16 protein-coding genes are annotated in these 21,598 nt (G+C 73.3%); 12 read left to right on the forward strand and 4 right to left on the reverse strand.

What is annotated here, in order from left to right:
• Positions 1 to 20: 20 nt before the first annotated feature.
• The 3 genes from miaA to K329_RS0116555 all read left to right on the forward strand — a co-directional run bounded on the left by miaA (position 21) and on the right by K329_RS0116555 (position 2,350).
• The gene (miaA, locus tag K329_RS0116545; protein WP_028473925.1) at positions 21 to 962 is read left to right on the forward strand and encodes a tRNA (adenosine(37)-N6)-dimethylallyltransferase MiaA; all 942 of its coding nucleotides are present in this window, start codon (positions 21 to 23) and stop codon (positions 960 to 962) included.
• Positions 963 to 1,149: 187 nt separating this feature from the next.
• Positions 1,150 to 1,692, forward strand: coding sequence for a dihydrofolate reductase family protein (locus K329_RS0116550; protein WP_028473926.1), 543 nt, complete (start codon positions 1,150 to 1,152; stop codon positions 1,690 to 1,692).
• Between the two features lie 25 nt (positions 1,693 to 1,717).
• Positions 1,718 to 2,350: a pyridoxamine 5'-phosphate oxidase family protein gene (locus K329_RS0116555; RefSeq protein WP_028473927.1), complete on the forward strand. Its 633-nt coding sequence runs from the start codon at positions 1,718 to 1,720 to the stop codon at positions 2,348 to 2,350.
• Positions 2,351 to 2,394: 44 nt separating this feature from the next.
• Here the strand turns inward: K329_RS0116555 and K329_RS0116560 are convergent, their stop codons facing one another.
• Positions 2,395 to 3,294: a sterol desaturase family protein gene (locus tag K329_RS0116560; protein ID WP_028473928.1), complete on the reverse strand. Its 900-nt coding sequence runs from the start codon at positions 3,292 to 3,294 to the stop codon at positions 2,395 to 2,397.
• Between the two features lie 68 nt (positions 3,295 to 3,362).
• On the opposite strand from K329_RS0116560, the gene K329_RS27415 reads away from it, so the two are divergent.
• The 9 genes from K329_RS27415 to K329_RS0116605 all read left to right on the forward strand — a co-directional run bounded on the left by K329_RS27415 (position 3,363) and on the right by K329_RS0116605 (position 16,047).
• The gene (locus K329_RS27415; RefSeq protein ID WP_052337013.1) at positions 3,363 to 4,019 is read left to right on the forward strand and encodes a TetR/AcrR family transcriptional regulator; all 657 of its coding nucleotides are present in this window, start codon (positions 3,363 to 3,365) and stop codon (positions 4,017 to 4,019) included.
• Entirely contained in the window at positions 4,016 to 4,909 is an 894-nt protein-coding gene (dapF, locus tag K329_RS27420; RefSeq protein ID WP_043643997.1) for a diaminopimelate epimerase, read from the forward strand. The genes K329_RS27415 and dapF overlap by 4 nt, the downstream gene beginning before the upstream one ends.
• A 113-nt stretch (positions 4,910 to 5,022) precedes the next feature.
• A complete protein-coding gene (locus tag K329_RS0116575) occupies positions 5,023 to 6,810 on the forward strand; it encodes a pilus assembly protein TadG-related protein (RefSeq protein ID WP_028473929.1) in 1,788 nt (595 codons plus the stop codon).
• Between the two features lie 110 nt (positions 6,811 to 6,920).
• Positions 6,921 to 8,576: an alkaline phosphatase D family protein gene (locus K329_RS27425; protein WP_084541390.1), complete on the forward strand. Its 1,656-nt coding sequence runs from the start codon at positions 6,921 to 6,923 to the stop codon at positions 8,574 to 8,576.
• Positions 8,577 to 8,742: 166 nt separating this feature from the next.
• A complete protein-coding gene (gene hflX / locus K329_RS0116585) occupies positions 8,743 to 10,206 on the forward strand; it encodes a GTPase HflX (RefSeq protein WP_483814918.1) in 1,464 nt (487 codons plus the stop codon).
• 145 nt (positions 10,207 to 10,351) lie between these two features.
• Positions 10,352 to 12,655 (forward strand): protein translocase subunit SecD, encoded by a 2,304-nt coding sequence (gene secD / locus K329_RS0116590; RefSeq protein ID WP_028473931.1) that lies wholly within the window; start codon positions 10,352 to 10,354, stop codon positions 12,653 to 12,655.
• Positions 12,656 to 12,770: 115 nt separating this feature from the next.
• Positions 12,771 to 13,229, forward strand: coding sequence for a MarR family winged helix-turn-helix transcriptional regulator (locus K329_RS0116595; RefSeq protein WP_043644000.1), 459 nt, complete (start codon positions 12,771 to 12,773; stop codon positions 13,227 to 13,229).
• On the forward strand, positions 13,226 to 13,912 hold the full coding sequence (locus K329_RS27430; protein WP_052337014.1) for a hypothetical protein: 687 nt from the start codon (positions 13,226 to 13,228) through the stop codon (positions 13,910 to 13,912). The genes K329_RS0116595 and K329_RS27430 overlap by 4 nt, the downstream gene beginning before the upstream one ends.
• A gap of 68 nt (positions 13,913 to 13,980) precedes the next feature.
• Entirely contained in the window at positions 13,981 to 16,047 is a 2,067-nt protein-coding gene (locus K329_RS0116605; RefSeq protein WP_028473933.1) for an ATP-dependent DNA helicase, read from the forward strand.
• 128 nt (positions 16,048 to 16,175) lie between these two features.
• Here the strand turns inward: K329_RS0116605 and K329_RS0116610 are convergent, their stop codons facing one another.
• From K329_RS0116610 to K329_RS27435, 3 genes are all read right to left on the reverse strand, one after another.
• A complete protein-coding gene (locus tag K329_RS0116610; protein WP_084541391.1) occupies positions 16,176 to 17,540 on the reverse strand; it encodes an alkaline phosphatase family protein in 1,365 nt (454 codons plus the stop codon).
• 1 nt (position 17,541) lies between these two features.
• Positions 17,542 to 19,257, reverse strand: a complete 1,716-nt coding sequence (locus tag K329_RS0116615) for an alkaline phosphatase D family protein (RefSeq protein WP_245596584.1) — start codon at positions 19,255 to 19,257, stop codon at positions 17,542 to 17,544.
• A 99-nt stretch (positions 19,258 to 19,356) separates the two neighbouring features.
• Positions 19,357 to 21,546 (reverse strand): fibronectin type III domain-containing protein, encoded by a 2,190-nt coding sequence (locus K329_RS27435; RefSeq protein WP_157571795.1) that lies wholly within the window; start codon positions 21,544 to 21,546, stop codon positions 19,357 to 19,359.
• Positions 21,547 to 21,598: the final 52 nt, after the last annotated feature.

Raw genomic sequence — 21,598 nt, forward strand, 5'->3', positions numbered from 1 at the left:
GTGCTGAGAGAATATCGACCATGCCTGAGCACCCCTCCCCGGTCGAGCCGCCGATCGTGGCGGTCGTGGGCTCGACGGGCGCGGGCAAGACCGACCTCTCCCTCGACCTGGCCGAGCGGCTGGACGGCGAGATCGTCAACACCGACGCGATGCAGCTCTACCGCGGCATGGACATCGGCACGGCCAAGCTGCCGCCGGCCGAGCGCCGCGGCATCCCGCACCACCTGCTCGACGTGCTCGACGTCACCCAGGCCTCCACCGTCGCCGACTTCCAGACCCGGGCGCGGGCGACGATCGCGGAGGTCCGGGGCCGCGGGCGCGTGCCCGTCCTGGTCGGGGGGTCGGCCCTCTACACGCGCGCCGTGCTCGACCGCTTCGAGTTCCCGGGCACCGACCCCGTCGTGCGGGGGCGTCTCGAGGCCGAGCTCGAGACCGTCGGCGCCCGGACCCTCCACGCCCGCCTCGCCGAGCGCGACCCCCAGGCGGCCGCCGGGATCATCCCCGAGAACGGTCGCCGTGTCGTCCGCGCCCTCGAGGTCATCGAGCTCACCGGGCGGCCCTGGAGCGCGTCGCTGCCGCAGCTCGTGTACGACGACCCCCGCACCGTCCAGGTCGGCGTCACGATCGACCGGCCCACCCTCGACGAGCGCCTCGCCCGTCGCGTCGACCTCATGTTCGAGGCCGGCCTCGTCGAGGAGGTCGAGCGCCTGATGGCGGTGGGGCTCGTGGGGAGCCCCACCGCCGGGCGCGCCATCGGCTACCGCGAGGTCGTCGCGCACGTCGAGGGGACGCTCCCGCTCACCGAGGCGCGCGACCGCACGATGTACGCAACCCGCCGCTTCGCCCGCCGCCAGGACGGCTGGTTCCTCAAGGACCCCCGCATCACCTGGGTGCCGTACGACGCCGAGGACCGCGTCGACCGCGCCGTCGCGGCCGTGGACGCCGTGCGCCACCTCGCCTGAGCCCGCCGACATGTCGCGTCGGCATGCCGAGGACGCGCCGAGCTGTCGGGTCGTGCACGACCGTGCGCGGCAGACGCGACAGTTCGACCTCCGTGAGGCGTGCAGACGCGACAACTCGGCGTCCGTGAGGCGTGCAGACGCGACAACTCGTGGTGAGAATGGGTCGCCCCCACTCGAAGGACCCCTCATGAGCACCGTCTACTACGTCGGCACGAGCCTCGACGGCTTCATCGCCACCCCCGACCACTCCCTCGACTGGCTCACCAGCCGCCACATCGAGGAGGACGGGCCCCAGGGCTACCCGGCCTTCGAGGCCGGGGTGGGCGCGATCGTCATGGGCGCGGCGACGTACGAGTGGGTGCACGCCGCCGTCACCGAGGCCGGCGAGGGGTGGATGTACGACGTGCCCGCCTGGGTGCTCACCCACCGCGAGCTCGCGCCGATCGCGGGCGACATCCGGTTCGCGAGCGCCGACTCCGACGACGAGGTCCGCGCGCTGCACGCCGAGGCCGTGGCGGCCGCCGGCGGCAAGAACGTGTGGATCGTGGGCGGCGGCGAGCTGGTGGGCCGCTTCGCCGACGTCGGCCTCGTCGACGAGCTCGTGCTCGCGTACGCGCCGTGCGTGCTCGGCGCCGGCGCGCCGCTGCTCCCGAGGGCGCTCGACCTCGAGCTGCTCGAGGTGGACCGCAACGGTGACTTCGTGGTGGTCCGGTACGCCGTCGCGCGCTGAGCCCCACCCGTCGTACCGTGCCCGCATGGAGACGAGCTGGACCGAGGTCACCGACGAGGCCGAGCTGACGGCGCTGCTGGGCGTGCCCGCCCCCGCTGCCGTGGCGAAGGAGCGCGACCGGCTCGTCGCGCGCGACGTGGAGTGGCTCGAGGCCTCCGGGTTCTGCGTGCTGGCGACCGCCGGCGCCGACGGCTCCTGCGACGCGTCACCGAAGGGCGACCCGGTGGGCACGCTCGTGCACGTGCTCGACGACCGTACGATCGCCGTCGCGGAGCGCCCCGGCAACCGGCGGGCCGACGGCTACCGCAACATCCTCGTCAACCCGCACGTCGGCCTGCTCTTCCTCATCCCCGGCCGCGGCGACACCCTGCGCGTCAACGGTCGTGCCCGTCTGGTGCGCGACGCCCCGTTCTTCGACGCGATGGTCGTCAAGGGCCACCGGCCCGTGCTCGCCGTGGTCGTCGAGGTCGAGCAGGTCTTCCACCACTGCGCGAAGGCGTTCCTGCGCTCCGGGCTGTGGGACCCGGAGACCTGGGCGCCCGAGGACCACGTGCCCCGCCGCGCCGTGCTGGCCCACGAGCTCGAGCGCCCCGAGACGAGCGTGGCCGAGCTCGACGCCTACTACGGTCCCGCGTACGGCGAGCGCCTCTACACCTGAGGCGGTCCACGCCTGAGCAGGCCGGGCGTCCCGGGAGGGTGGGGCTACGGCGCCGGCTCCCGCGGCCCCTGCGGCACGACGCCCGCCCGGGTCGCACCGGGCGCCCAGCCGGGCGGCCCGAACACGTAGCCGAGCTTCTCGCGCAGCCCCTGCGCCGCGCGCACGTCGTGCGCGATCTCGCGGTAGTGGCCGTACTGCAGCGTGAGCAGGTCGTAGGTGTCGACCTTGGTGGTGAGCCCGTACGTCGGGCGCTGCCGCTCGGGTGCGAAGGTGCCGAACAGGCGGTCCCAGACGATGAGGATGCCGCCGTAGTTCTTGTCGAGGTACTCCGGGTCGGAGCCGTGGTGCACCCGGTGGTGCGACGGGGTGTTGAGCACGAGCTCCAGGGGGCGCGGCAGCCGGTCGACCGTCTCCGTGTGGGTGAAGAACTGGTAGATCAGGTTGAGCCCGAACGCGACGTAGAGCGTCCACGGCGCGAACCCGAGCAGCGGCAGGGGCAGCCAGAAGAAGAACTCGAACCAGGGGTTCCACTTCTGGCGCAGCGCGGTGCCGAAGTTCATGAACTCGCTGGAGTGGTGGGCCTGGTGGCCGGCCCAGGCGATGCGCACCCGGTGGCTGAAGCGGTGGTGCCAGTAGTAGCCGAGGTCGAGACCGACGACGAGCAGCACCCAGTACCACCACGTGTCGGTGGGCAGCTCCCACGGCGCGAACCACACGAAGACGGCCGTGAACGCGAAGAACGTGACGACCTTGAACGCGGTGAGGAAGAAGACGGAGACGACGCCCATGGAGATCGACGCGCGGGCGTCCTTGAGCGCGTAGCCCGTCGTGCTGTCGTCGTGGTCGAGCCAGCGCAGTGCGGCGAGCTCGACGAGGATGCACAGCACGAAGAACGGCGCCGCGTAGGTGAGCGGGTTCTTCAGCGGGTCCAGCAGGTCGGCCATCACGATCCCTCCGATATGACTGCGCGGTAAGTTACCAGAAGGTCAATTGCGGTGGGTAGGCTTTCGCCATGCCTTCCGCGTCCGCCGGCACCACGCGCCGTACCGCCCGCCGCACCGGCACCAAGGGCGTCCCGCGGGCCGACCGCGAGGAGCAGATCCTGGACGCGGCCCTCCGCGAGCTCGGCCGGGTGGGGTTCGCCGCCACCTCCGTCGCCGCCGTCGCCGAGCGGGCGGGCATCTCGAAGCCGCTCGTCTACAACTACTTCGGGTCGAAGGAGGGCTTGTACGGCGCGTGCGTCGACCACGCGGGCGACCTCCTGGGCGACGAGATCGAGCGGATCGCCGGGCTCGGCGCCGTCGGCATCGAGCGCGGCATGCTCACGCTCGAGGGGATGGCGGAGGTCCTCGACTCCCGGCCCTACCTCTGGCGCGTGCTCTTCGACCCCTCCGCGCCGACCGAGGGGCCGGCCGCCGACGCCGTACGGCGCGCGACCGCCCGCATCGAGCGCATCGCCGAGGAGGGGGTCACCGAGATGCTGACCCTGGCCGGCGACCCCGACCCGGTCGACCACGCCGTGATGACCCGGGTGTGGCTGGGCATCGTCGACACCGTCATGCGCTGGTGGGCCGACCACCCCGAGGAGCCGGCCGTCGAGGTGAGCCGCCGGGCGCGGCGCATCGTCGGCGCGCTGTTCGTGGACGCGTCGGGGACACTGGAGCGGTGACGACCGTGCCCGCCGACCTCCCCGCCGCCCGCGCGCCGTACCCCTTCGCGAAGGGCCACGGCACGAAGAACGACTTCGTGATCCTCCCCGACGCCGACGGCACCCGCCACGCCTCGCTCGACGTCGCCCGCGTGCAGGCGCTGACCGACCGCCGGGCCGGCATCGGCGGCGACGGCATCCTCCGCGTCGTGCGCACCGCCGCCACCGACGACCCGGACGCGGTCGCCGGACGCGACGCGGCGGAGTGGTTCATGGACTACCGCAACGCCGACGGCTCGGTGGCCGAGATGTGCGGCAACGGCATCCGCGTCTTCGTGCGCTGGCTGGTCGACCACGAGGGCGTCGACGGCACCGTCGCGATCCCCGTCGCCACCCGCGCCGGGGTGCTCTCCGTGGCCCTCGAGCCCGACGGCCGGGTCAGCGCCGAGGTCGGCGCCCCGCGGCTCCTGCCCGCCAGCGAGGTCACCGCCGCCGGCCGCACCTGGCCCACGACGGGCGTCGACATGGGCAACCCGCACGCCGTGGCCTTCGTCGACGACCTCGCCGAGCCGGGCGACCTGCGCACCGAGCCGACGTACGACGCGGGGCTCTACCCGACCGGCGTCAACGTCGAGTTCGTCGTACGACGCGGCGAGCGCCACGTCGGCATGCGCGTGCACGAGCGGGGCTCCGGCGAGACCCAGTCGTGCGGCACCGGCGCGGCGGCCGTGATGGTCGCCGCGGCCCTGGCCGACGGCGCCGTGCCGGCCGACGGCACCCCGCCCGACGCGCCCGTCGTCTACCGCGTCGACGTGCCCGGCGGCGAGCTCGACCTCACCTGGACCCCGGCCGGCACCGTCGTGCTCACCGGCCCCGCGGAGATCGTCGCGGAGGGCGTCGCCGCGCTCTGACGGCGCCGTCGGGCTCCTCGGGAGCCGGACTCCTCAAGAACGCCGAGCGGCGACCGATGAGGGGATGGTCCCGGTCGGATGGAGACCCCGGGCAGGTCCCGAGGAGGTCGACCGTGGCACGCACGACCTCGCCGAGGCGCTCGGCCGACGACCGGCGCGACGACCAGCGCGGCGCCGTCGCGGTGCTCGTGGCCCTGCTCATGGCCCTGGTGCTGGCGATGGCCGCGTTCACGGTCGACCTCGGGATGCAGCGCGTGCTGCGCTCCGACATGCAGGCGGTCGCCGACGCGGTCGCGCTCGACCTCGCCTGGCACCTCGACGGTCGGAGCGCGAGCGCCCTCACCCCCGAGGTCGACGCCGCGATGCGGCAGTCGCTCGCCCGCAACGGGGCCTCGCTCGGGGACACGCCCGCGGTCACCTACGTGCTGGGCTTCCTGACGCCGGCGGGCGCCTTCGACTCCCGGCTGCAGCCGGCGGGCGCGACGACGGCGATGGCGCCGACCGCGGTCCGGGTGACCGCGAGCTCGCGCGTCGACTACTCCTTCGCCCCCGGCGACGGCGCCGCGACGCGCTCGGCGGTGGCCGCGGCCTCGGCGTCGGCGTGCTACCAGGTCGGCTCGTACGCCGGGGTGGTGCGCACGGGCAGCTCGGCGCTGCTCAACCCGGTGCTGCGCCGGCTGGGGCAGAGCAACGCCGTCCTGGCGGCCGCCGACTACACGGCCCTGGCGGGTGCCTCCGTGAACCTCGACCAGCTGGCCACGGGGCTCGGGCTCGCGTCGTACAACGAGCTGGCCACCGCCAACGTCACCGCGCGCAGCTTCTACACGGCCCTCGCCGCGTCGGTGGGGAGCAGCGCCGGGTCGACGACGCTCTCGGTGCTCAACGCGCTGAGGACCTGGAGCAGCACGACGGCGCGGATCGACGTGGGTCGCCTCCTCGGCGTGACCTCCGGATCGGGAGCCGTGCTCGGGGCGACGTACAACGTGCTCGACCTCGTCGCGGGCTCGATGTTCGCGCTCAACGGCAGCAACGTGGTGAACGCCTACCTCGGCGCGCAGCTGCCCGGCACGGCGAACCTCGGCGTGGCGATCAAGCTGGGCCAGCGGGCCCACAAGTACTGCGGACGGCCCGGCACCGCCGCCACGACCGGGTCCGGGGCCGACACCGAGCAGCTCGGCGTGCACGTCGACGGCTCGTTCAACCCGGGCACGGCCACCGTGCAGGTGCCCGGCATCCCGGGGCTGCTGGGCTCGCCGGCGTCGCTGACGGTGCACCAGCCGAACCACTTCGGGCTCGACCTCTCGCTGGCGGCCACGACCGCGACGCTGACGAAGGTCACCTGCGGCGGTGCGTCGGGCACGACCCGCAGCGCCACGCTCGACGTGCGCAACGGGCTGGTGACCGTCGACCTCCAGACCCCGATCCGCACGACGCTGCGGGCCGGCCTGAACGTCGGGCTGCTCGGGGCGCTCACGCAGGTGCAGGTCGACGTCAACGCCACCGTCCGGGTGCGCGCGACGATCAGCCCGTCGGGCGTCACCGACTTCACGATCACGGTCCCGCCGCAGCAGTACGACACGCCGTACGCCACGTCGACCGGCGGCTTCTCGGTCGGCACCCCCACCGTGCAGGCGGGCGCCAGCGTCTCCGCCCACGTCGCCCTCCTGAACGGCACGCTGGGCGCCTGGGTCAGCCTCGACGCGACGCAGCAGGCCCTGCTGCTCGACTCGGCGGTGAAGGCGGCGGTCAAGGCCTACTTCGACGCCTCCAACCCGACGAGCATCGCGAGCGGCCTGATCAACCCGCTGCTCGGCCTGGCCGGGGCCGAGGTCGCGGGCTCGCGCGTCACCCTCGAGAGCACCCCGCCGCTGCAGTGCGCCACGCCGGCGCTGCGCGGCTGACCTGGGGCGTCCCGTCCGTCGTGCGACGGTCGCGCACTGTTCGCGGGCAGGTGGACGCGGGCTCTCCGTGACGGTGCCGCGGGTTCACCCGGGGTCGTTCGACTGCGGACGTGCCGACTTCTCGGGGTCTCGGACAGAGCGTGCTGCGGCGGCGGGGGCTCCTCGCCCTCGCCGGAGGCGTGACGGGCGGGGTGGTGCTGGGGCGGCCGGCCTGGACGCGGCCGGCGGTGCAGGCCGCCGTGACGAACCGGCCGGTCCCGCAGAGCACGGCGGGCCTGATCCGCACCCGGGACGCGATCTCCCACGTGCAGACCGGTGACGTCACCCCCACCGGCGGGGTGCTCTGGGGGCGCAGCGAGGGCCAGGGCCAGCTGCACCTCCGGCTGACCAGCGGCGGTCGGGAGGTCCGCACCCAGGTCGGGCCGGCCGCCGTCGACGCCACCGACCGCACGGCCCGCATCGACCTGTCGGGGCTGGCACCGGGCCGGGAGTACGAGGCGCAGGTCTGGTTCGCCTCCGCCGAGGGGGTCGCCGGGGAGCGCCGTACGGTCACGTTCGCCACGCCCGCCCTGACCCCGGCCGCCACGTCGTTCGCGTGGTCGGGCGACACGTGCGGGCAGGGCTACGGCATCAACCCCGACGCGGGCGGGCTGGTCGGGTACGCCGCGGTGGCCGACCTGCGACCGGACGTCTTCATCCACTGCGGCGACAACATCTACGCCGACGAGCCGATCACCGACACGGTGATCGAGCCGGGCGGCACGACCTGGCGCAACCTCGTCACCGACCACGTGGCGCGCCCGGCGCAGACGCTCGCCGAGTACCGCGGCCGCTACCGCTACGTGCTGCTCGACGAGAACGTCCGCCGACTGCACGCCTCGGTGCCGGTGATCGCGCAGTGGGACGACCACGAGACGACCAACAACTGGTACCCCGGCGAGGTGCTCGGCGACGACACGACGTTCCCGTACGACGAGGAGCGGCGCGTCGACGTGCTCGCGGGCTTCGGTCGTCGGGCCTGGCAGGAGTACATGCCGATCGGCACCCGCCACCTGCTCGGTCGCGGGGAGACCGGGTTCGCGGCGAAGGGCATCTACCGCAAGGTCTCGCGCGGGGCCCACCTCGACGTGTTCTGCCTCGACCAGCGCTCCTACCGCGGCGGCAACGACGAGCAGCTCGCCGACGGCGGTGAGCGGCCGGCCGCGCTGATGGGGGAGGAGCAGACGGACTGGCTGATCCGCGAGGTCACGGCGTCGAGCGCCACCTGGAAGGTCATCTCGGCCGACCAGCCGCTCGCCCTCGCCCCGCGCCAGGAGCGGGACTTCGACGGCTACGGCAACGGCGACGACGGCGCGCCCCGGGGCCGGGAGCACGAGGTCGCCCGTGTGCTGAGCGCCTTCAGGGCGGCGGGCGTGCGCAACGTCGTCTGGATCACCGCCGACGTCCACTTCACGGCGGCCCACCGCTTCGACCCCGGCCGCGCCGCCTTCACCGACTTCGACCCGTTCTGGGAGTTCATCGCCGGCCCGCTCGCCTGCAGCTCGTTCGGCACCAAGACCCCCGACACCACCTTCGGCGCCGAGCAGGTGTTCGCGAAGGGCAACCCCGAGCCGAGCCGGCGCGCGCCGCGTCCCGACCAGCTCTTCGTCGGGTACGGCGAGATCACCGCCGACGGGCTCCTCACCGTCTCGCTGCGGGACGCGACCGGGGCCGTGCTGCACTCCGTCGACCTCGAGCCGGAGCCGGTCGGGCGCCGCCCGGGCTGAGCCGGCCGTAGGGACGTCCCGCCGCCCGGCGCCCGGTCACGGGCCAAACCAGTCGCCAGAGTTCGCCCCTGCGACCTACTCTGGGAGGCGTATGAGTAACGCACACGACTTCTCCCTCGCCTCCGAGCTCGCCGCCACCGACGGCTGGGACTCCGACGACGAGCCCCTGGACGCGACCGACGAGCTCGACGACGAGCTCGACGACACCGAGGACGACGGGTTCGTCTCCGGCTACGACGACGACGAGCCCGACCCCGAGACCCTCACCGTCGGCGCCATGGAGCTGGCCGAGCGCCACCAGCTGCGCCGCGTCGCCAGCCTGCGCACCGAGCTCGAGGACATCACCGAGGTCGAGTACCGCCAGCTGCGGCTCGAGCGCGTCGTGCTCGTCGGCGTCTGGACCACCGGCACCACGGAGGACGCCGAGAACTCGATGGCCGAGCTCGCCCTGCTCGCCGAGACCGCCGGCTCCGAGGTGCTCGAGGCCGTCTACCAGCGCCGGCAGACGCCCGACCCCGCGACGTACGTCGGTCGCGGCAAGGTCGACGGCATCCGCGAGATCGTGCAGGCCACCGGGGCCGACACGGTGATCTGCGACGGCGAGCTCGCCCCGAGCCAGCTGCGCAACCTGGAGGACCGGCTCAAGGTCAAGGTCGTCGACCGCACCGCGCTGATCCTCGACATCTTCGCCCAGCACGCGAAGAGCCGCGAGGGCCAGGCGCAGGTCGAGCTGGCGCAGCTCAGCTACATGAAGCAGCGCCTGCGCGGCTGGGGTGGCAACCTCTCGCGCCAGGCCGGTGGCCGGGTCGCCGGCGGTGCCGGTATCGGTGGCCGTGGTCCCGGTGAGACGAAGATCGAGACCGACCGTCGTCGCATCAACACCAAGATCGCCAAGCTGCGCCGCCAGCTCGCCCACATGAAGGGCACCCGCGACACGATGCGCTCCGAGCGCCAGCGCCACCAGGTGCCGAGCGTCGCCATCGCGGGCTACACGAACGCCGGCAAGTCCTCGCTCCTCAACCGCCTCACCGGCGCCGGGGTGCTCGTGGAGGACGCGCTGTTCGCCACCCTCGACCCCACGACGCGTCGTACGACGACGCCCGACGGCCGCGTCTACACGATGTCCGACACCGTCGGGTTCGTGCGGCACCTGCCCCACCAGCTCGTCGAGGCGTTCCGCTCGACGCTGGAGGAGGTCGCGGACTCCGACCTCGTGCTCCACGTCGTCGACGGCTCGCACCCCGACCCGGAGGGCCAGATCGCGGCCGTCCGCGAGGTCTTCGCCGAGATCGGCGCCGACAAGGTGCCCGAGCTGATCGTCATCAACAAGGCCGACGCGGCCGACCCCCTCGTGCTCGCCCGCATCCAGCAGCGCGAGCCGCACTCGGTGGTCGTCAGCGCGAAGACCGGCCAGGGCATGGACGAGGCGCTGCGCGTCATCGAGGGCGAGCTGCCGCACCCGGCGGAGCCGTTCGACGTGCTCGTGCCCTACGCCCGCGGCGACCTGATGAACCGCATCCACCAGCAGGGCGAGATCGAGGCGCTGGAGCACACGGCCGACGGCACGCGTGTCTCGGGACGCACCAACGCGGCCCTCGCGGGCGAGCTCGCGACGTACGCGGTCGGCTGACGAACCCGTCGGTCGGACCCGGCCCGGGGCTCACCCCGCCGGGGGAGGAACACGCCCGTGCGCCGGGATGCGGGGCGGCTGCACGCGGTCTGTAGTCTTGCGCCGTTTGTTGTCCGGATCCTCCCTCGCCCAGAGCAGGTAGTGCATGTCTCGCGGAATTTTCCTCCGACTGCTGTTCGTCATCGCCCTGCTCGCCGCCTGCGGCGCGGCGGCGTGGAAGATCGAGCCGAACCTCGGTATCGACCTCGAGGGCGGCAGCCAGATCACGGTCACCGTGCTCTCCGACGAGGAGGGCGAGACGCCGTCGGCCGACCAGGTCGACCAGGTCGTCGAGGTGCTCCGCCAGCGTGTCGACGGCCTCGGCGTCAGCGAGGCGACGGTCGTCCGCTCGGGCTCCAACCGCATCATCGCGGAGCTCCCCGGCCTGCAGGACCCCGACCAGGCGCTCCAGGTCATCGGCCAGACCGCCCAGCTCGAGGTGCGTCCGGTGCTCGACCCCACCACGCTGACCGAGGCTCCGGTCGACATCGCGGAGGCGGCGGACGACCAGCCCGCCTCCACCGTCGACGAGGACGGCGCACCGCTCGCGGTGGGCCCGGTCGCGCTCAAGGGCGACGAGATCACCGGGGCGCAGGCCGTGCAGCCGCAGGACGCGGTGGGCTGGGCCGTCACGGTCGACTTCTCCGACTCGGGCTCCGACGCGTTCGGCGACCTGAGCCGCGAGGCCGCCTGCGCCACCGGCGACGCGAGCCGCATCGCGATCCTGCTCGACGACAAGGCGATCTCGTCGCCGCAGGTCACCGTGCAGTGCGGCGCCTCGATCACGGGCTCGACCCAGATCACCGGTGACTTCACGCAGCAGACCGCCGACGACCTCGCCGTCCTCATCGAGGGCGGCTCGCTGCCGCTGCGCATCGCGAGCGAGGCCGACGGCGCCGACATCGCGCCCGACGTGCGCACCATCGGCCCGACCCTCGGTGCCGCCGCCATCAAGGCGTCCGCCGAGGCCGGCATCATCGGTGTGGCCCTCACCGGCATCTTCATCATCATCGTCTACCGCCTCGTCGGCTTCCTCGCGACGGCCGCGCTGACGTCGTACGCCCTCATCTCCTACGCCCTGCTCGTCTTCCTCGGCGCGACGCTGACGCTCCCCGGCCTCGCGGGCTTCGTGCTCGCGATCGGCATGGCGATCGACGCGAACGTGCTCGTGTTCGAGAGAGCCAGGGAGGAGTACGCCGCCAACAAGGCCGGCGGCATGAGGCGGGCCCTGCAGATCGGCTTCAACAAGGCGTTCACCGCCATCCTCGACACCAACGTCACGACCCTCATCGCGGCAGCGCTGCTCTACTTCCTGGCCTCCGGCCCCGTGCGGGGCTTCGGCGTCACGCTGGCCATCGGTGTCATCGCGTCGATGGTCTCGGCGCTGATCATCGCCCGCGTGCTCACCGAGGTCGCGGTCTCGAGCCGCTTCGTGGCCCGCCGACCGCGCATCACGGGTCTCGACAACATCGGTCGGGTCCGGGTGTGGCTGGAGAAGAAGAACTTCCAGATCATCCCGAAGCGCAAGGTGCTGCTCATCGCGGCGTCGATCTTCTTCGTCGCGATGGTCGCCGGCATCGGCGTGAAGGGCCTCAACCTCGGCCTCGAGTTCACCGGTGGCCGCAACGTGGTCTACGCGACCACCGAGCCGATCTCGGCCGACGACGCCCGCCAGGTCGTCGCCGACGCGGGCTTCCCCGAGGCGACCGTGCAGACGGCCGACGAGGGCGACATCTCCGTGCGCACCGGTCGCATCACCGACGAGGAGGAGCAGCAGATCCGCGACGCCCTCGACGCCGAGGTCGGTGTCTCCGACGTGGTCGCCGACGACAGCCTCGGCGCAGCGCTGGGTGGCGAGCTGCAGCGCAACGCCCTCATCGCGTTCCTCGTGGGTCTCGCCCTGCAGATGGCCTACCTGGCCTTCCGCTTCAAGTGGACCTTCGGCGCCGCTGCCGTGGCGGTCATGTTCCACGACGTGCTGATCGTCATCGGCGCCTTCGCGTGGCTCGGCAAGCCGGTCGACGGCGTGTTCCTCGCCGCGGCCCTCACCATCATCGGCCTGTCGGTGAACGACACCATCGTGGTGTTCGACCGCATCCGCGAGAAATGGTGGGCGTCGACCGACGAGAAGTTCATCGACATCGCCAACAAGGCCACGCTCGACACCATGCCGCGCACGGTCAACACCGGTCTGGGCTCGCTGTTCATCCTCGGTGCCCTGGCGCTGGTCGGTGGTGACTCGCTGCAGGACTTCTCCATCGCCCTGCTCATCGGCCTCAGCGTCGCCCTGCTGTCGTCGGTCTTCGTGGCCACGCCGATCCTCACCTACCTGCAGGAGAAGGCACCCTTCAAGCGCGAGAAGCGCGAGAAGGTCGTGCGCGACGAGACCGACTCCGGCGCCGTCGTCTGACCGCTGCTCCCGTACGACGCCCCGGCCGGGCACCCCTCGCGGGGTGTCCGGCCGGTGTCGTCCCAGGCGACGAGCAAATCGTGAAGCATCTACATGATGTAGTAGCATCACCGCCATGTCCGACGCCCCGCCCACCCTCCCCGAGACCGCGCTCGACCGGTTGCTCGAGCTGACGCTGACGGTGCAGGACGACATGACGTCCGGCCTCTCGGCCCTCGGGCTCACCGAGTCGCGCACCCACCTGCTGTGGGTCATCGCCGCTGGCGGCCCGCAGACCCAGCAGGCGCTGGCCGCTACGCTCGGGGTCAGCCCCCGCAACGTCACCGGGCTCGTCGACGGGCTCGTGGCCGGCGGCTTCGTCACCCGCGAGCCGCACCCCACCGACCGGCGCGCCACGCTCGTGACCCCGACGCCCCACGGCGCCGAGGTCATCGCCGGCCTGGTCGCGGGTCGCCGTACCCTCGCCGACCAGCTCTTCGGCGACCACCCCGCCGCCGAGCTCGAGCGCCTCGTCGGCGACCTCGCGGCCCTCACCGCGCGGTTGCGGCGACTGGTCGAGGAGGCCTCGCCATGACCGACGACACCCCCCGCGTGCCCGTCACGGCGCCCGGACGCCTCGGCACCGCCGGCCTCGTCCGGCGCCTGCTCGCCGCGGAGGTCGCGGGCTACCGCAGCATCGGTCGGTGGCTCCGGCGCCGCCCGGCCGTGCCCGCCGACCACGAGCCGGTCGGCTACTCCCAGATCGTCGGTCCGATGCTGTGGCTCTTCGTCTTCGGCTCGGCCGTCGAGGTGCCGGTGGTGCACGTGCTGCTGCACCGGTGGCCGGCCGTGCAGTGGCCGGTGACCGTCGTCGGCGTGTGGAGCCTGGTCTGGATGATCGGCCTCCTCGCCGCGCTGCGCACCCACCCCCACCTCCTCGGCCCGGCCCACCTGCGTGTCCGGGCGGGCGCGACGGTCGACGTCGCGGTCCCGTACGACGAGGTGGTCGCGGTCGTCACCAGCGAGCGGGAGCTGCCGGACTCCCTGAAGACCGTCTGGGCCGAGGAGGAGACCGACGGCGTCGGGGTCTGGTACGCCGTGGGCGTCTCCGGTCGCACCAACGTCCAGCTGCGGCTGGCCCGCCCGCTTGCCGTGCCGGCGCCGGGACTGCGGGCCGCGGGCGAGGTGGGGGCCACCACGATCGGGCTGTGGGCGGACGACCCGCGGGCGCTGCGGCGGGCGCTCGAGGAGCGGCTGGCCGCCGCACGACGCGGCTGACGATGCCCGCCCCGGCGACCTGTTGACGGGGGTCCGCGTCCGTCGGCGGTCGCGGCTAGGGTTCTCGGGTGCCTGAGCAGACCCCCGCCCCGACCGCCCGTGTGCGCGAGGTCCTCGCGACCGCGGTGTCGGGCCTCGGCGGGTCGGAGCGCGCCGGCCAGGTGCAGATGGCCGAGGCCGTCACGCGGGCGCTGACCGAGGAGGAGCACCTGCTCGTCCAGGCCGGCACCGGCACCGGCAAGTCGCTCGCCTACCTCGTGCCCGCGATGCTCCACCGCCAGCGGGTCGTCATCGCGACCGCGACGCTGGCGCTGCAGCACCAGCTCGTCGAGCGCGACCTGCCCCGGCTCGTCGAGGCGGTGAAGAAGGAGAAGGGCGTCGACACGTCCTACGCCGTGCTCAAGGGGCGCTCGAACTACGCGTGCCTGCACCGCATCCGCGAGGGCGTGCCCAACGACCAGGGCGTGCTCGTCGACGTGCCCGAGGGCTCGCTGGGTGCCGAGGTGCTGGCGCTGCGCACCTGGGCCGAGAAGCAGGCCGAGACCGCCGGGCCGGGCGACAAGGACCACGCGCCCCGCCACAACGACCGCACCTGGCGCCAGGTGAGCGTCTCCGCGCGGGAGTGCCTCGGGGCGGCCCGCTGCGCGTACGGGGAGGAGTGCTTCGCCGAGCGCGCGAAGGAGAAGGCGGCCCAGTCGCAGCTCGTCGTCACCAACCACTCCCTGCTCGCGATCGACGCGATCGAGGGCATCCCGATGATCCCGGAGTACGACGCCGTGGTCGTCGACGAGGCCCACGAGCTCGTCGCCCGCGTCACCCAGGCGGCCACCGACGAGCTGAGCGCCAACGACGTCGACCGCGCCGCCCGCCGCGCGCAGAAGCACGCCGGCGACGGCCAGGGGCTCGGCAACCCGGCCGACGACCTGGGCGACGCCTCCGAGTCGCTCCGGGCGGCGATGGCCGACCTCGAGGGCGGCCGCATCGACCGTCCCGACGACGCGCTCGCCGACGCCCTCGTGCTGGTGCGCGACGCGGCCCGCGACTGCGTCTCGGCCATGGCGCAGGCCGCGAAGGGCCAGGGCCAGGCCGAGGAGCCCGATGCCGGCCGTGCCCAGGCCAAGGCCGCGGTGCAGGAGGTCTTCGCGACCGCCGAACGCATGGCCGCGGGCTCCGACGCCGACGTGCTCTGGCTGTCGCGGCCCTACCAGGGCTCCGGACGCGAGCGTCAGCCCGACCGGCTGTGCATCGCCCCGCTGCAGGTGTGGGGCCAGATGCGCGACCGGCTGCTCGCCGAGTCCACCGTCGTCTTCACGAGCGCGACCCTCATGCTCGGCGGCAACTTCGACGCCGTCGCCGCGACGGTCGGTCTCAAGCCGTCCGAGCGGGTGCCGGAGAACGCGCCCGACGACACCGGGGCCGCCGAGGTGGCCGAGCGCGGCGAGGACGTGCTGCCGTGGCGCGGCCTCGACGTCGGCTCGCCGTTCGACTACGGCAAGCAGGGCATCCTGTACGTCGCCCGCTCGCTGCCGCAGCCCGGACGCGACGGGCTCGGCGCGGCGCAGATCGACGAGATCGTGCGGCTCGTCGACGCCGCCGAGGGCCGCACGCTCGGACTGTTCTCCTCGCGCCGCGCGGCCGAGGCCGCCGCGGAGGCGGTGCGGGAGCGGCTGCCACACCTCACCACCCTCGCCCAGGGCGACGCCCAGCTCTCCGAGCTCACGCGCCAGTTCGTCGGCGACCCCCACACGAACCTCTTCGGCACCCTCGGGCTGTGGCAGGGCCTCGACGTGCCCGGCGACACCTGCCAGCTGGTGATCATCGACCGGATCCCGTTCCCGCGCCCGGACGACCCGCTGATGTCGGCGCGCCAGCGCGCGGCCGACGCCGCCGGCGGCAACGGCTTCATGCAGGTCGCCGCCACCCACGCCGCCCTGCTGCTCGCCCAGGGCGCCGGCCGCCTGATCCGGACCACGAGCGACCGCGGCGTCGTCGCCATGCTCGACCCGCGCCTGGTCACCGCGCGCTACGGACGGTTCCTCGAGGCCAGCCTGCCGAGCATGTGGCGCACCCTCGACGGCGACGTCGCGGTGAAGGCCCTGGCGCGGCTCTCCGCGGCGGCCGGCTCCGAGAGCTGAGCCCGCGCGCCGAGTTGTCGGGTCTGCACGCGCGTACGGCGCCGAGTTGTCGGGTCTGCACGCCCGTACGGCGCCGAGTTGTCGGGTCTGCACGCTGGTGCGGCGCCGAGTTGTCGGGTCTGCCACGCTCAGATGCGCGCCTGTCCCTCCCAGGCCTGGCGACCCGTCGGGAACGGCAGCCCGAGGAACTTCGCGACCGTCGGCGTGACGTCGACCGTCGTGGCCGGGAGCGGTGACGACCCCGGGCGCACGATCGGGTGCCCGCCCGAGACGAAGAACGGGATCGGCGCGGTCGGCGGGTGGCCGTGGTTGCCCGGGATCGGGTTGCTCAGCACGTTCGGATCGCTGAACCGCCAACCGGCCTGGCAGTAGACGACGACGTCGCCGGCCTCCGGTCCGAGCCGCAGCTGCCGCTGGACCTTCGCGCGGTCGTAGACGCCCAGCACTCCGCGCTGCGCCCGCGCGATCGCGACCATCCGGTCGACGCCGGCCTGCCGCTGCGACGCCGGTCCGGTCCAGTAGAGGAGGTTCGCACCCCCGTTCTGGGCGATCTCGACCTTTCCCGCGAGGAACGGGTCGGCCGCCAGCGGGCGGGTCAGCGAGATGACGCGGTGGGGGAGCGACCAGTCCATCGAGTGGTCGGCCAGCACGACGACGATCGACTTCTCCCACCGACCGGTCGTCCTCAGCATCTGCACGAACCGGCCCACCTGGAGGTCGGTCGTGACCAGCGCCGTACGGCGGAGCACCTCGAGCGAGAGCCCGCCGGTGAGGTCCGTGTGGCCGACGCGGTCCACGTCGCCGAGGTTCACGAACACGAGGTGGGGGTCGAACCGCTCGACGATGGAGAGCGTGGCGTCCATCGTGAAGCTGTCGGGCGCGTGCCCGGAGATCGGCACGATCGGCCGGGGCTCCCAGCGGTACGTCGCCTGCCGCCCGAAGATCCCGTAGAGGTACTCCTTGCTCAGCACGGTGCCGGAGGTCATGCCGTGCTTGCGTGCCCACCAGAGCAGCGTCGACGCCTTGAGGTCGCCTGGCCGGTCGAGCGTGCGCTCCTCGCCGAGGGCACGGTCGAAGAACGAGTTCGCCGGCACGCCGTTCCGGTCCGGACGCACCCCGGTCATCATCATGACGTGGTTGGGGATCGTCTCCATGACGGGCAGCGACCGCGCGGCGGGGTAGGTCGTGCCCGACGACCGCAGCGCCTTCAGGTTCGGCATGAGGCCGGAGTCGATCTCGTCGGGTCGGCAGCCGTCGACCACCAGCACGTACGCCCGGTTCCAGGTGCGGGGGGCGGCCACGGCCGTCTCCGCGCCGGGGGCGGCGGAGAAGAGGAGACCGGCCCCGCCCGCGCCCGCGACCTTGAGGAACGTACGGCGGTCGGCGGCGGGTCGGAGCCGCTCGCGCTCCGGGTCGCCGTCCAGGAACGGCGACGGCCCCCGCCGTACGGGAACGCAGCCACGGTGCTCGTGGCGCTGGGGGTGCTCGGTCATCTCAGTTCCCTCCCACGGGGGCGCTCGCGCGTCGGAGCGTGTTGGTGCCGGCGAGCGTCTGGAACGACGTCGCCCAGGTGCTGCCGGCGTTGCGCTGGTCGCGGGCGCCGGTGACGAACCAGTCCATCTGCACCCGCGCGCTCGTCACGTCGAGCACGGAGTAGCCGTGGCTGTCGAAGTCGAGGTACTTCACGTGCCGGTTGGCCAGCTTGATGACGGACTCCACGCCCAGGCTGGCCGTGCGCGGCCGCGCGGCGAGGATGTCCTTGAGGTTGTTCGAGGTGACCGAGCTGCAGACGAGCTCGACGCCGGCGGAGCGCCCGAGCGGGTACGTCGCGACGTCGTACGGCAGGTCGGCCGCCCAGCCGGAGTGGATGTCGCCGGTGACGAAGACGGTGTCGCGGATCCCCTGGTCCCGGATGTGGGTGAAGAGCTCGCGACGGTCGTCGGTGTAGCCGTCCCACTGGTCGACGTTGTACGGCGACCCGTCCCGCGGCAGCAGCCCGGTGACGTCGTTGACCGGGTCGAGCAGTGCGGTGGGCAGCTGCGCGAACGTGACCGGGGCGATCATCACCGGGTTGCCGACGAGCTTCCACTGGACCTCGCGCGACGCGACCGCCCGCTTGAGCCAGTCCATCTGCTCGCGGCCGGTGATCGTGCGGTCGGGCCGGCTCACGGTGGCGTCGACGATCGGGTACGCCGCCTGCTCGTCGCGATAGCTGCGCAGGTCGAGCATCGACAGCTCGGCGAGCCGCCCGAACCGGAGGCTGCGGAAGAGCCGGGTGCCGTCGCCGAGCGCGGTCGTCGAGCTCATGCGCACCGGCATCCACTCGTCGTACGCGCGGTGGGCGCGGGCCCGACGACGCTCCCAGGTGTCCTCGGTGGCGGGCTGGTGGTTCTCGGCCCCGTCCCGCCAGGCGTCGTTGGTCGACTCGTGGTCGTCCCACGTGACGATGAACGGGTACTTCGAGTGCAGCCACTGCAGGTCGGGGTCCTGCTTGTACTGCGCGTGCCGCTGCCGGTAGTCGGTCAGCGTCGTCATCTCGCGGGCCGGCACGTGGGTCCGCACGTCGACGTCGTCGGGGCCCATCCCGTACTCACCCGGCCCGTACTCGTAGACGTAGTCGCCGAGATGAAGGATCGCGTCGAGGTCGCTGCGCGCGGCCAGGTGGCGGTAGGCGTGGAAGTAGCCGGCCTGCAGGTTGGCGCACGAGACGACCCCGAAGCGCACCCGCTCGGGCACCGAGGCGTAGTCGGGCGCCGACCTCGTGCGTCCGACGGGGCTGGCGACGCCGCGGTGCACGAACCGGTAGTAGTACCAGCGCCCCGGCTGCAGCCCCCACGCATCGACCTTGACCGTGTGGTCGGCGCTGGCGTCGGTGCGCACGGTGCCGGACGTCACGAGGTGGCGGAACCGGGTGTCCGTCGACACCTCGTAGCGGACCGTGACGGCGGGCCCGCGCCCCGATCCGGGTGTCGCTCCGGGCTCGGGGGTGACCCGGGTCCAGAGCAGCACGCGGTGGGCGAGCGGGTCACCCGAGGCCACCCCGTGCAGGAAGTACGGCGACGAATACGCCGCGCGGGCGCTGTCGTCGACGAACGAGGCGGAGGTGAGGGCGGCAGCGCCGGCGAGGGCGCCGGTGGCGAGGACGGTGCGGCGGGGGACCGGGGGCAGCGAGAGGCGGCGCTCACCGGGGGCGGGTGCGGCGGGGGTCACACCCGCTGAACGAGCGATCCACCCGCGGGTCTCGCCCCAGGGGCGTGAGCACGGTCCGTACGGCTGACGTTCATCCGCCGTACGGCGAGCAGCCCGTCGTCACCTCGGGCTGAGCGTGCCCGTCCGCGACGCCGGGCCGAACCCGACACGGTTGTAGGCCTGCACGTCGACCATCCACGTGCCCCGGCCCAGCTCGAGCGAGTGCGACCGGGCCCAGGGCGGCGCGAGGCGGATGACGCGCTCCGTGCTGCCGACGCGGTGGGCGACGACCCGGTAGCCCTGGATGGCCGCACCCCCGTCGGGAGCAGGACCCCAGTGGACGGTCAGCGTCCGGGGTGGTCCGTCGGGGCCGGGCACGGCACGGATGCCGGTCAGGGCGCCCGGGGCCGTGGCCGGCGGGGTGCGGAGCCGGAAGGTGACCGGTGGCCCGTTGCCCCGGTGGGTGGACGCGCGGACGGCGACGTCGTACGTGCCCCCCGGCGCCAGCCCGGTGAGCGGGATGCGTCGGGTGGTGGCGGGGTGGAGGCGGTGGCGACCGTTGACGGTGAGGACGTAGCCGGTGACGTCGGCGCCCGATCCGGGTGGTGCCGTCCAGTAGACGGTGAAGGAGGTGGGGGTCACCCGGGTGGCCCCCAGACGCACGACGGCCGCCGGCAGCGTGCGGCCGGTGGCAGCGCTCGAGGGGCTGACGCGGCCGTCGACGAGGGCCTGCACCCGGAACGCGTGGAGGGTCGACGGGTCGAGACCGCCGAACTGGTAGGACCCACCGGCCGTCGTGGCCGAGGTCGTCGCCGTGCGGGAGCCGACCTGGATGTCGAACGGCCCGGCGACGGAACCGTGGACGTCGAAGAGCTGCACCCGGTAGGCCTCGGCGGCCGGACCGTCGGGTGCGGCGGACCAGGTGCCGACCAGGACGCCCGGCACGACCGGAGCGAGACCGACGCCCGCGGGCTCGCCCGGGGTCGCCGATCCGTTCGTGCACGTCGCCGTCACGGTCGTCGTCCACGCGCCGACACTGCCGTAGGCGGATCGGGGGCTGCTCCCGCCGGCGGGAGCCGGGCCCACGACCACCGCATCGCCGTCGACCTCCACGAACCACGCACCGGCGGGCAGCGTGCCGGAGCTCAAGCGCGCACCCAGCCCGCTGACGGTGCTCTCCGATCCCACGGTCGTCTGGACCCCGACCGCCCGGACGGAGCTGCCGCGGTCCAGCAGCCGCAGCCGGAGGTCGAGGTTGCCCCCCGTCGCCGGGGCCGCCACGGCCGAGAGCGTGCTCTCGCAGGTCGTCACGATCTTGACGACGTCGCGGTCGGCCGCGGTGCCGATGACGCCGCTCGCGCTGCGGCCCGACGTCACGGTGGTCGTGGTGGTGCCGGGGCTGTCACCGTGGTCGTCGGCGCGCAGCGGGAGGCCGGTCGCCGCGATGACCGCCAGGTCGTCCTCCTGGTTGGTCGCCCCCGAGAAGTCTCCGCTGCTCCACTGGGTGAGGGGGCGACCGGAGGAGAGACCCATGAGGGGGCTCCAGTACCCGTGGCCCGGGTCGTACTCGGCCTCGCCGCGCCCGTCGTGGCTCAGCCCGAGGGTGTGGCCGAGCTCGTGGCTCGCGGTCTGGGCGAGCCGGTCCGGCAGGGCGGTGTGGCCGGCGAACGCGTCCGGGAACACCCACACCGGTGACTGTGCGGCGGAGTCCTCCACGTCGAACACCTGGATGTGGGCCGCGCCGGCGCAGTCGCCGCAGATCGCCGTCCGTGCGTCGGTCGAGGAGCTGAAGAGGACCCGCATGCCGAAGGCCTGGTCGTCCGCGGCGGTACGCACGAGGGCGGCCTCGCCGGGGTCGGCCGTCGTCACGTTCACCGCGAAGGGAGCGAAGTCGTCCGCGACCCGCTGCCAGACCTGCTGCACGAGCACCTGCTCGGCCTCGGTGAGGGCCGCGGTGTCGGTCCGGCCGCCGAGGCCGGCGTACGTCTTGGTAGGCAGCCCCTTCTCGGAGTTCCAGCGGGTGCCGGACACGAGGTGGCCGTCGAAGTCGAGGTAGATGGTGCGCTCGGCGCCAGGCAGGGACGACAAGCGGAAGGTCTGGTCGAGCGAGTACGGCGGTTCGGCGCCCTGGCTCTCGGCACGGGACCGGGCACCGCCGACCGGAGCAGCGGGCGCGGGATCGGTGGCGACCGTCGACGTGGGCTGACCTGCACCGGTCGAGGCGTCGCCGTCGGCCTGGGCGATCGCCGGGAGCCCGGTGAGCGCGAGCGCGACGAGGAGCGCGCTGGTGAGACCACGTCGGAGGTGCATGCCCATCATCCAACCGGGTCGAGCACCACGCCGACCATAGCCTCGGTGGGGT

The organism is Nocardioides alkalitolerans DSM 16699, assembly GCF_000426525.1.
GTDB classification, from domain to species: Bacteria; Actinomycetota; Actinomycetes; order Propionibacteriales; family Nocardioidaceae; genus Nocardioides; species Nocardioides alkalitolerans.

Bases quoted from the DNA above. Each gene is read 5' to 3' on its own strand.
- K329_RS27415 (WP_052337013.1), top strand. From the start codon at position 3,363: ATGCCTTCCGCGTCCGCCGGCACCACGCGCCGTACCGCCCGCCGCACC.
- K329_RS0116550 (WP_028473926.1), top strand. From the start codon at position 1,150: ATGAGCACCGTCTACTACGTCGGCACGAGCCTCGACGGCTTCATCGCC.
- secD (WP_028473931.1), top strand. From the start codon at position 10,352: ATGTCTCGCGGAATTTTCCTCCGACTGCTGTTCGTCATCGCCCTGCTC.
- K329_RS0116595 (WP_043644000.1), top strand. From the start codon at position 12,771: ATGTCCGACGCCCCGCCCACCCTCCCCGAGACCGCGCTCGACCGGTTG.
- miaA (WP_028473925.1), top strand. From the start codon at position 21: ATGCCTGAGCACCCCTCCCCGGTCGAGCCGCCGATCGTGGCGGTCGTG.
- K329_RS0116555 (WP_028473927.1), top strand. From the start codon at position 1,718: ATGGAGACGAGCTGGACCGAGGTCACCGACGAGGCCGAGCTGACGGCG.
- K329_RS0116610 (WP_084541391.1), bottom strand. From the start codon at position 17,540: ATGACCGAGCACCCCCAGCGCCACGAGCACCGTGGCTGCGTTCCCGTA.
- K329_RS27430 (WP_052337014.1), top strand. From the start codon at position 13,226: ATGACCGACGACACCCCCCGCGTGCCCGTCACGGCGCCCGGACGCCTC.
- K329_RS0116560 (WP_028473928.1), bottom strand. From the start codon at position 3,294: ATGGCCGACCTGCTGGACCCGCTGAAGAACCCGCTCACCTACGCGGCG.
- K329_RS27435 (WP_157571795.1), bottom strand. From the start codon at position 21,546: ATGCACCTCCGACGTGGTCTCACCAGCGCGCTCCTCGTCGCGCTCGCG.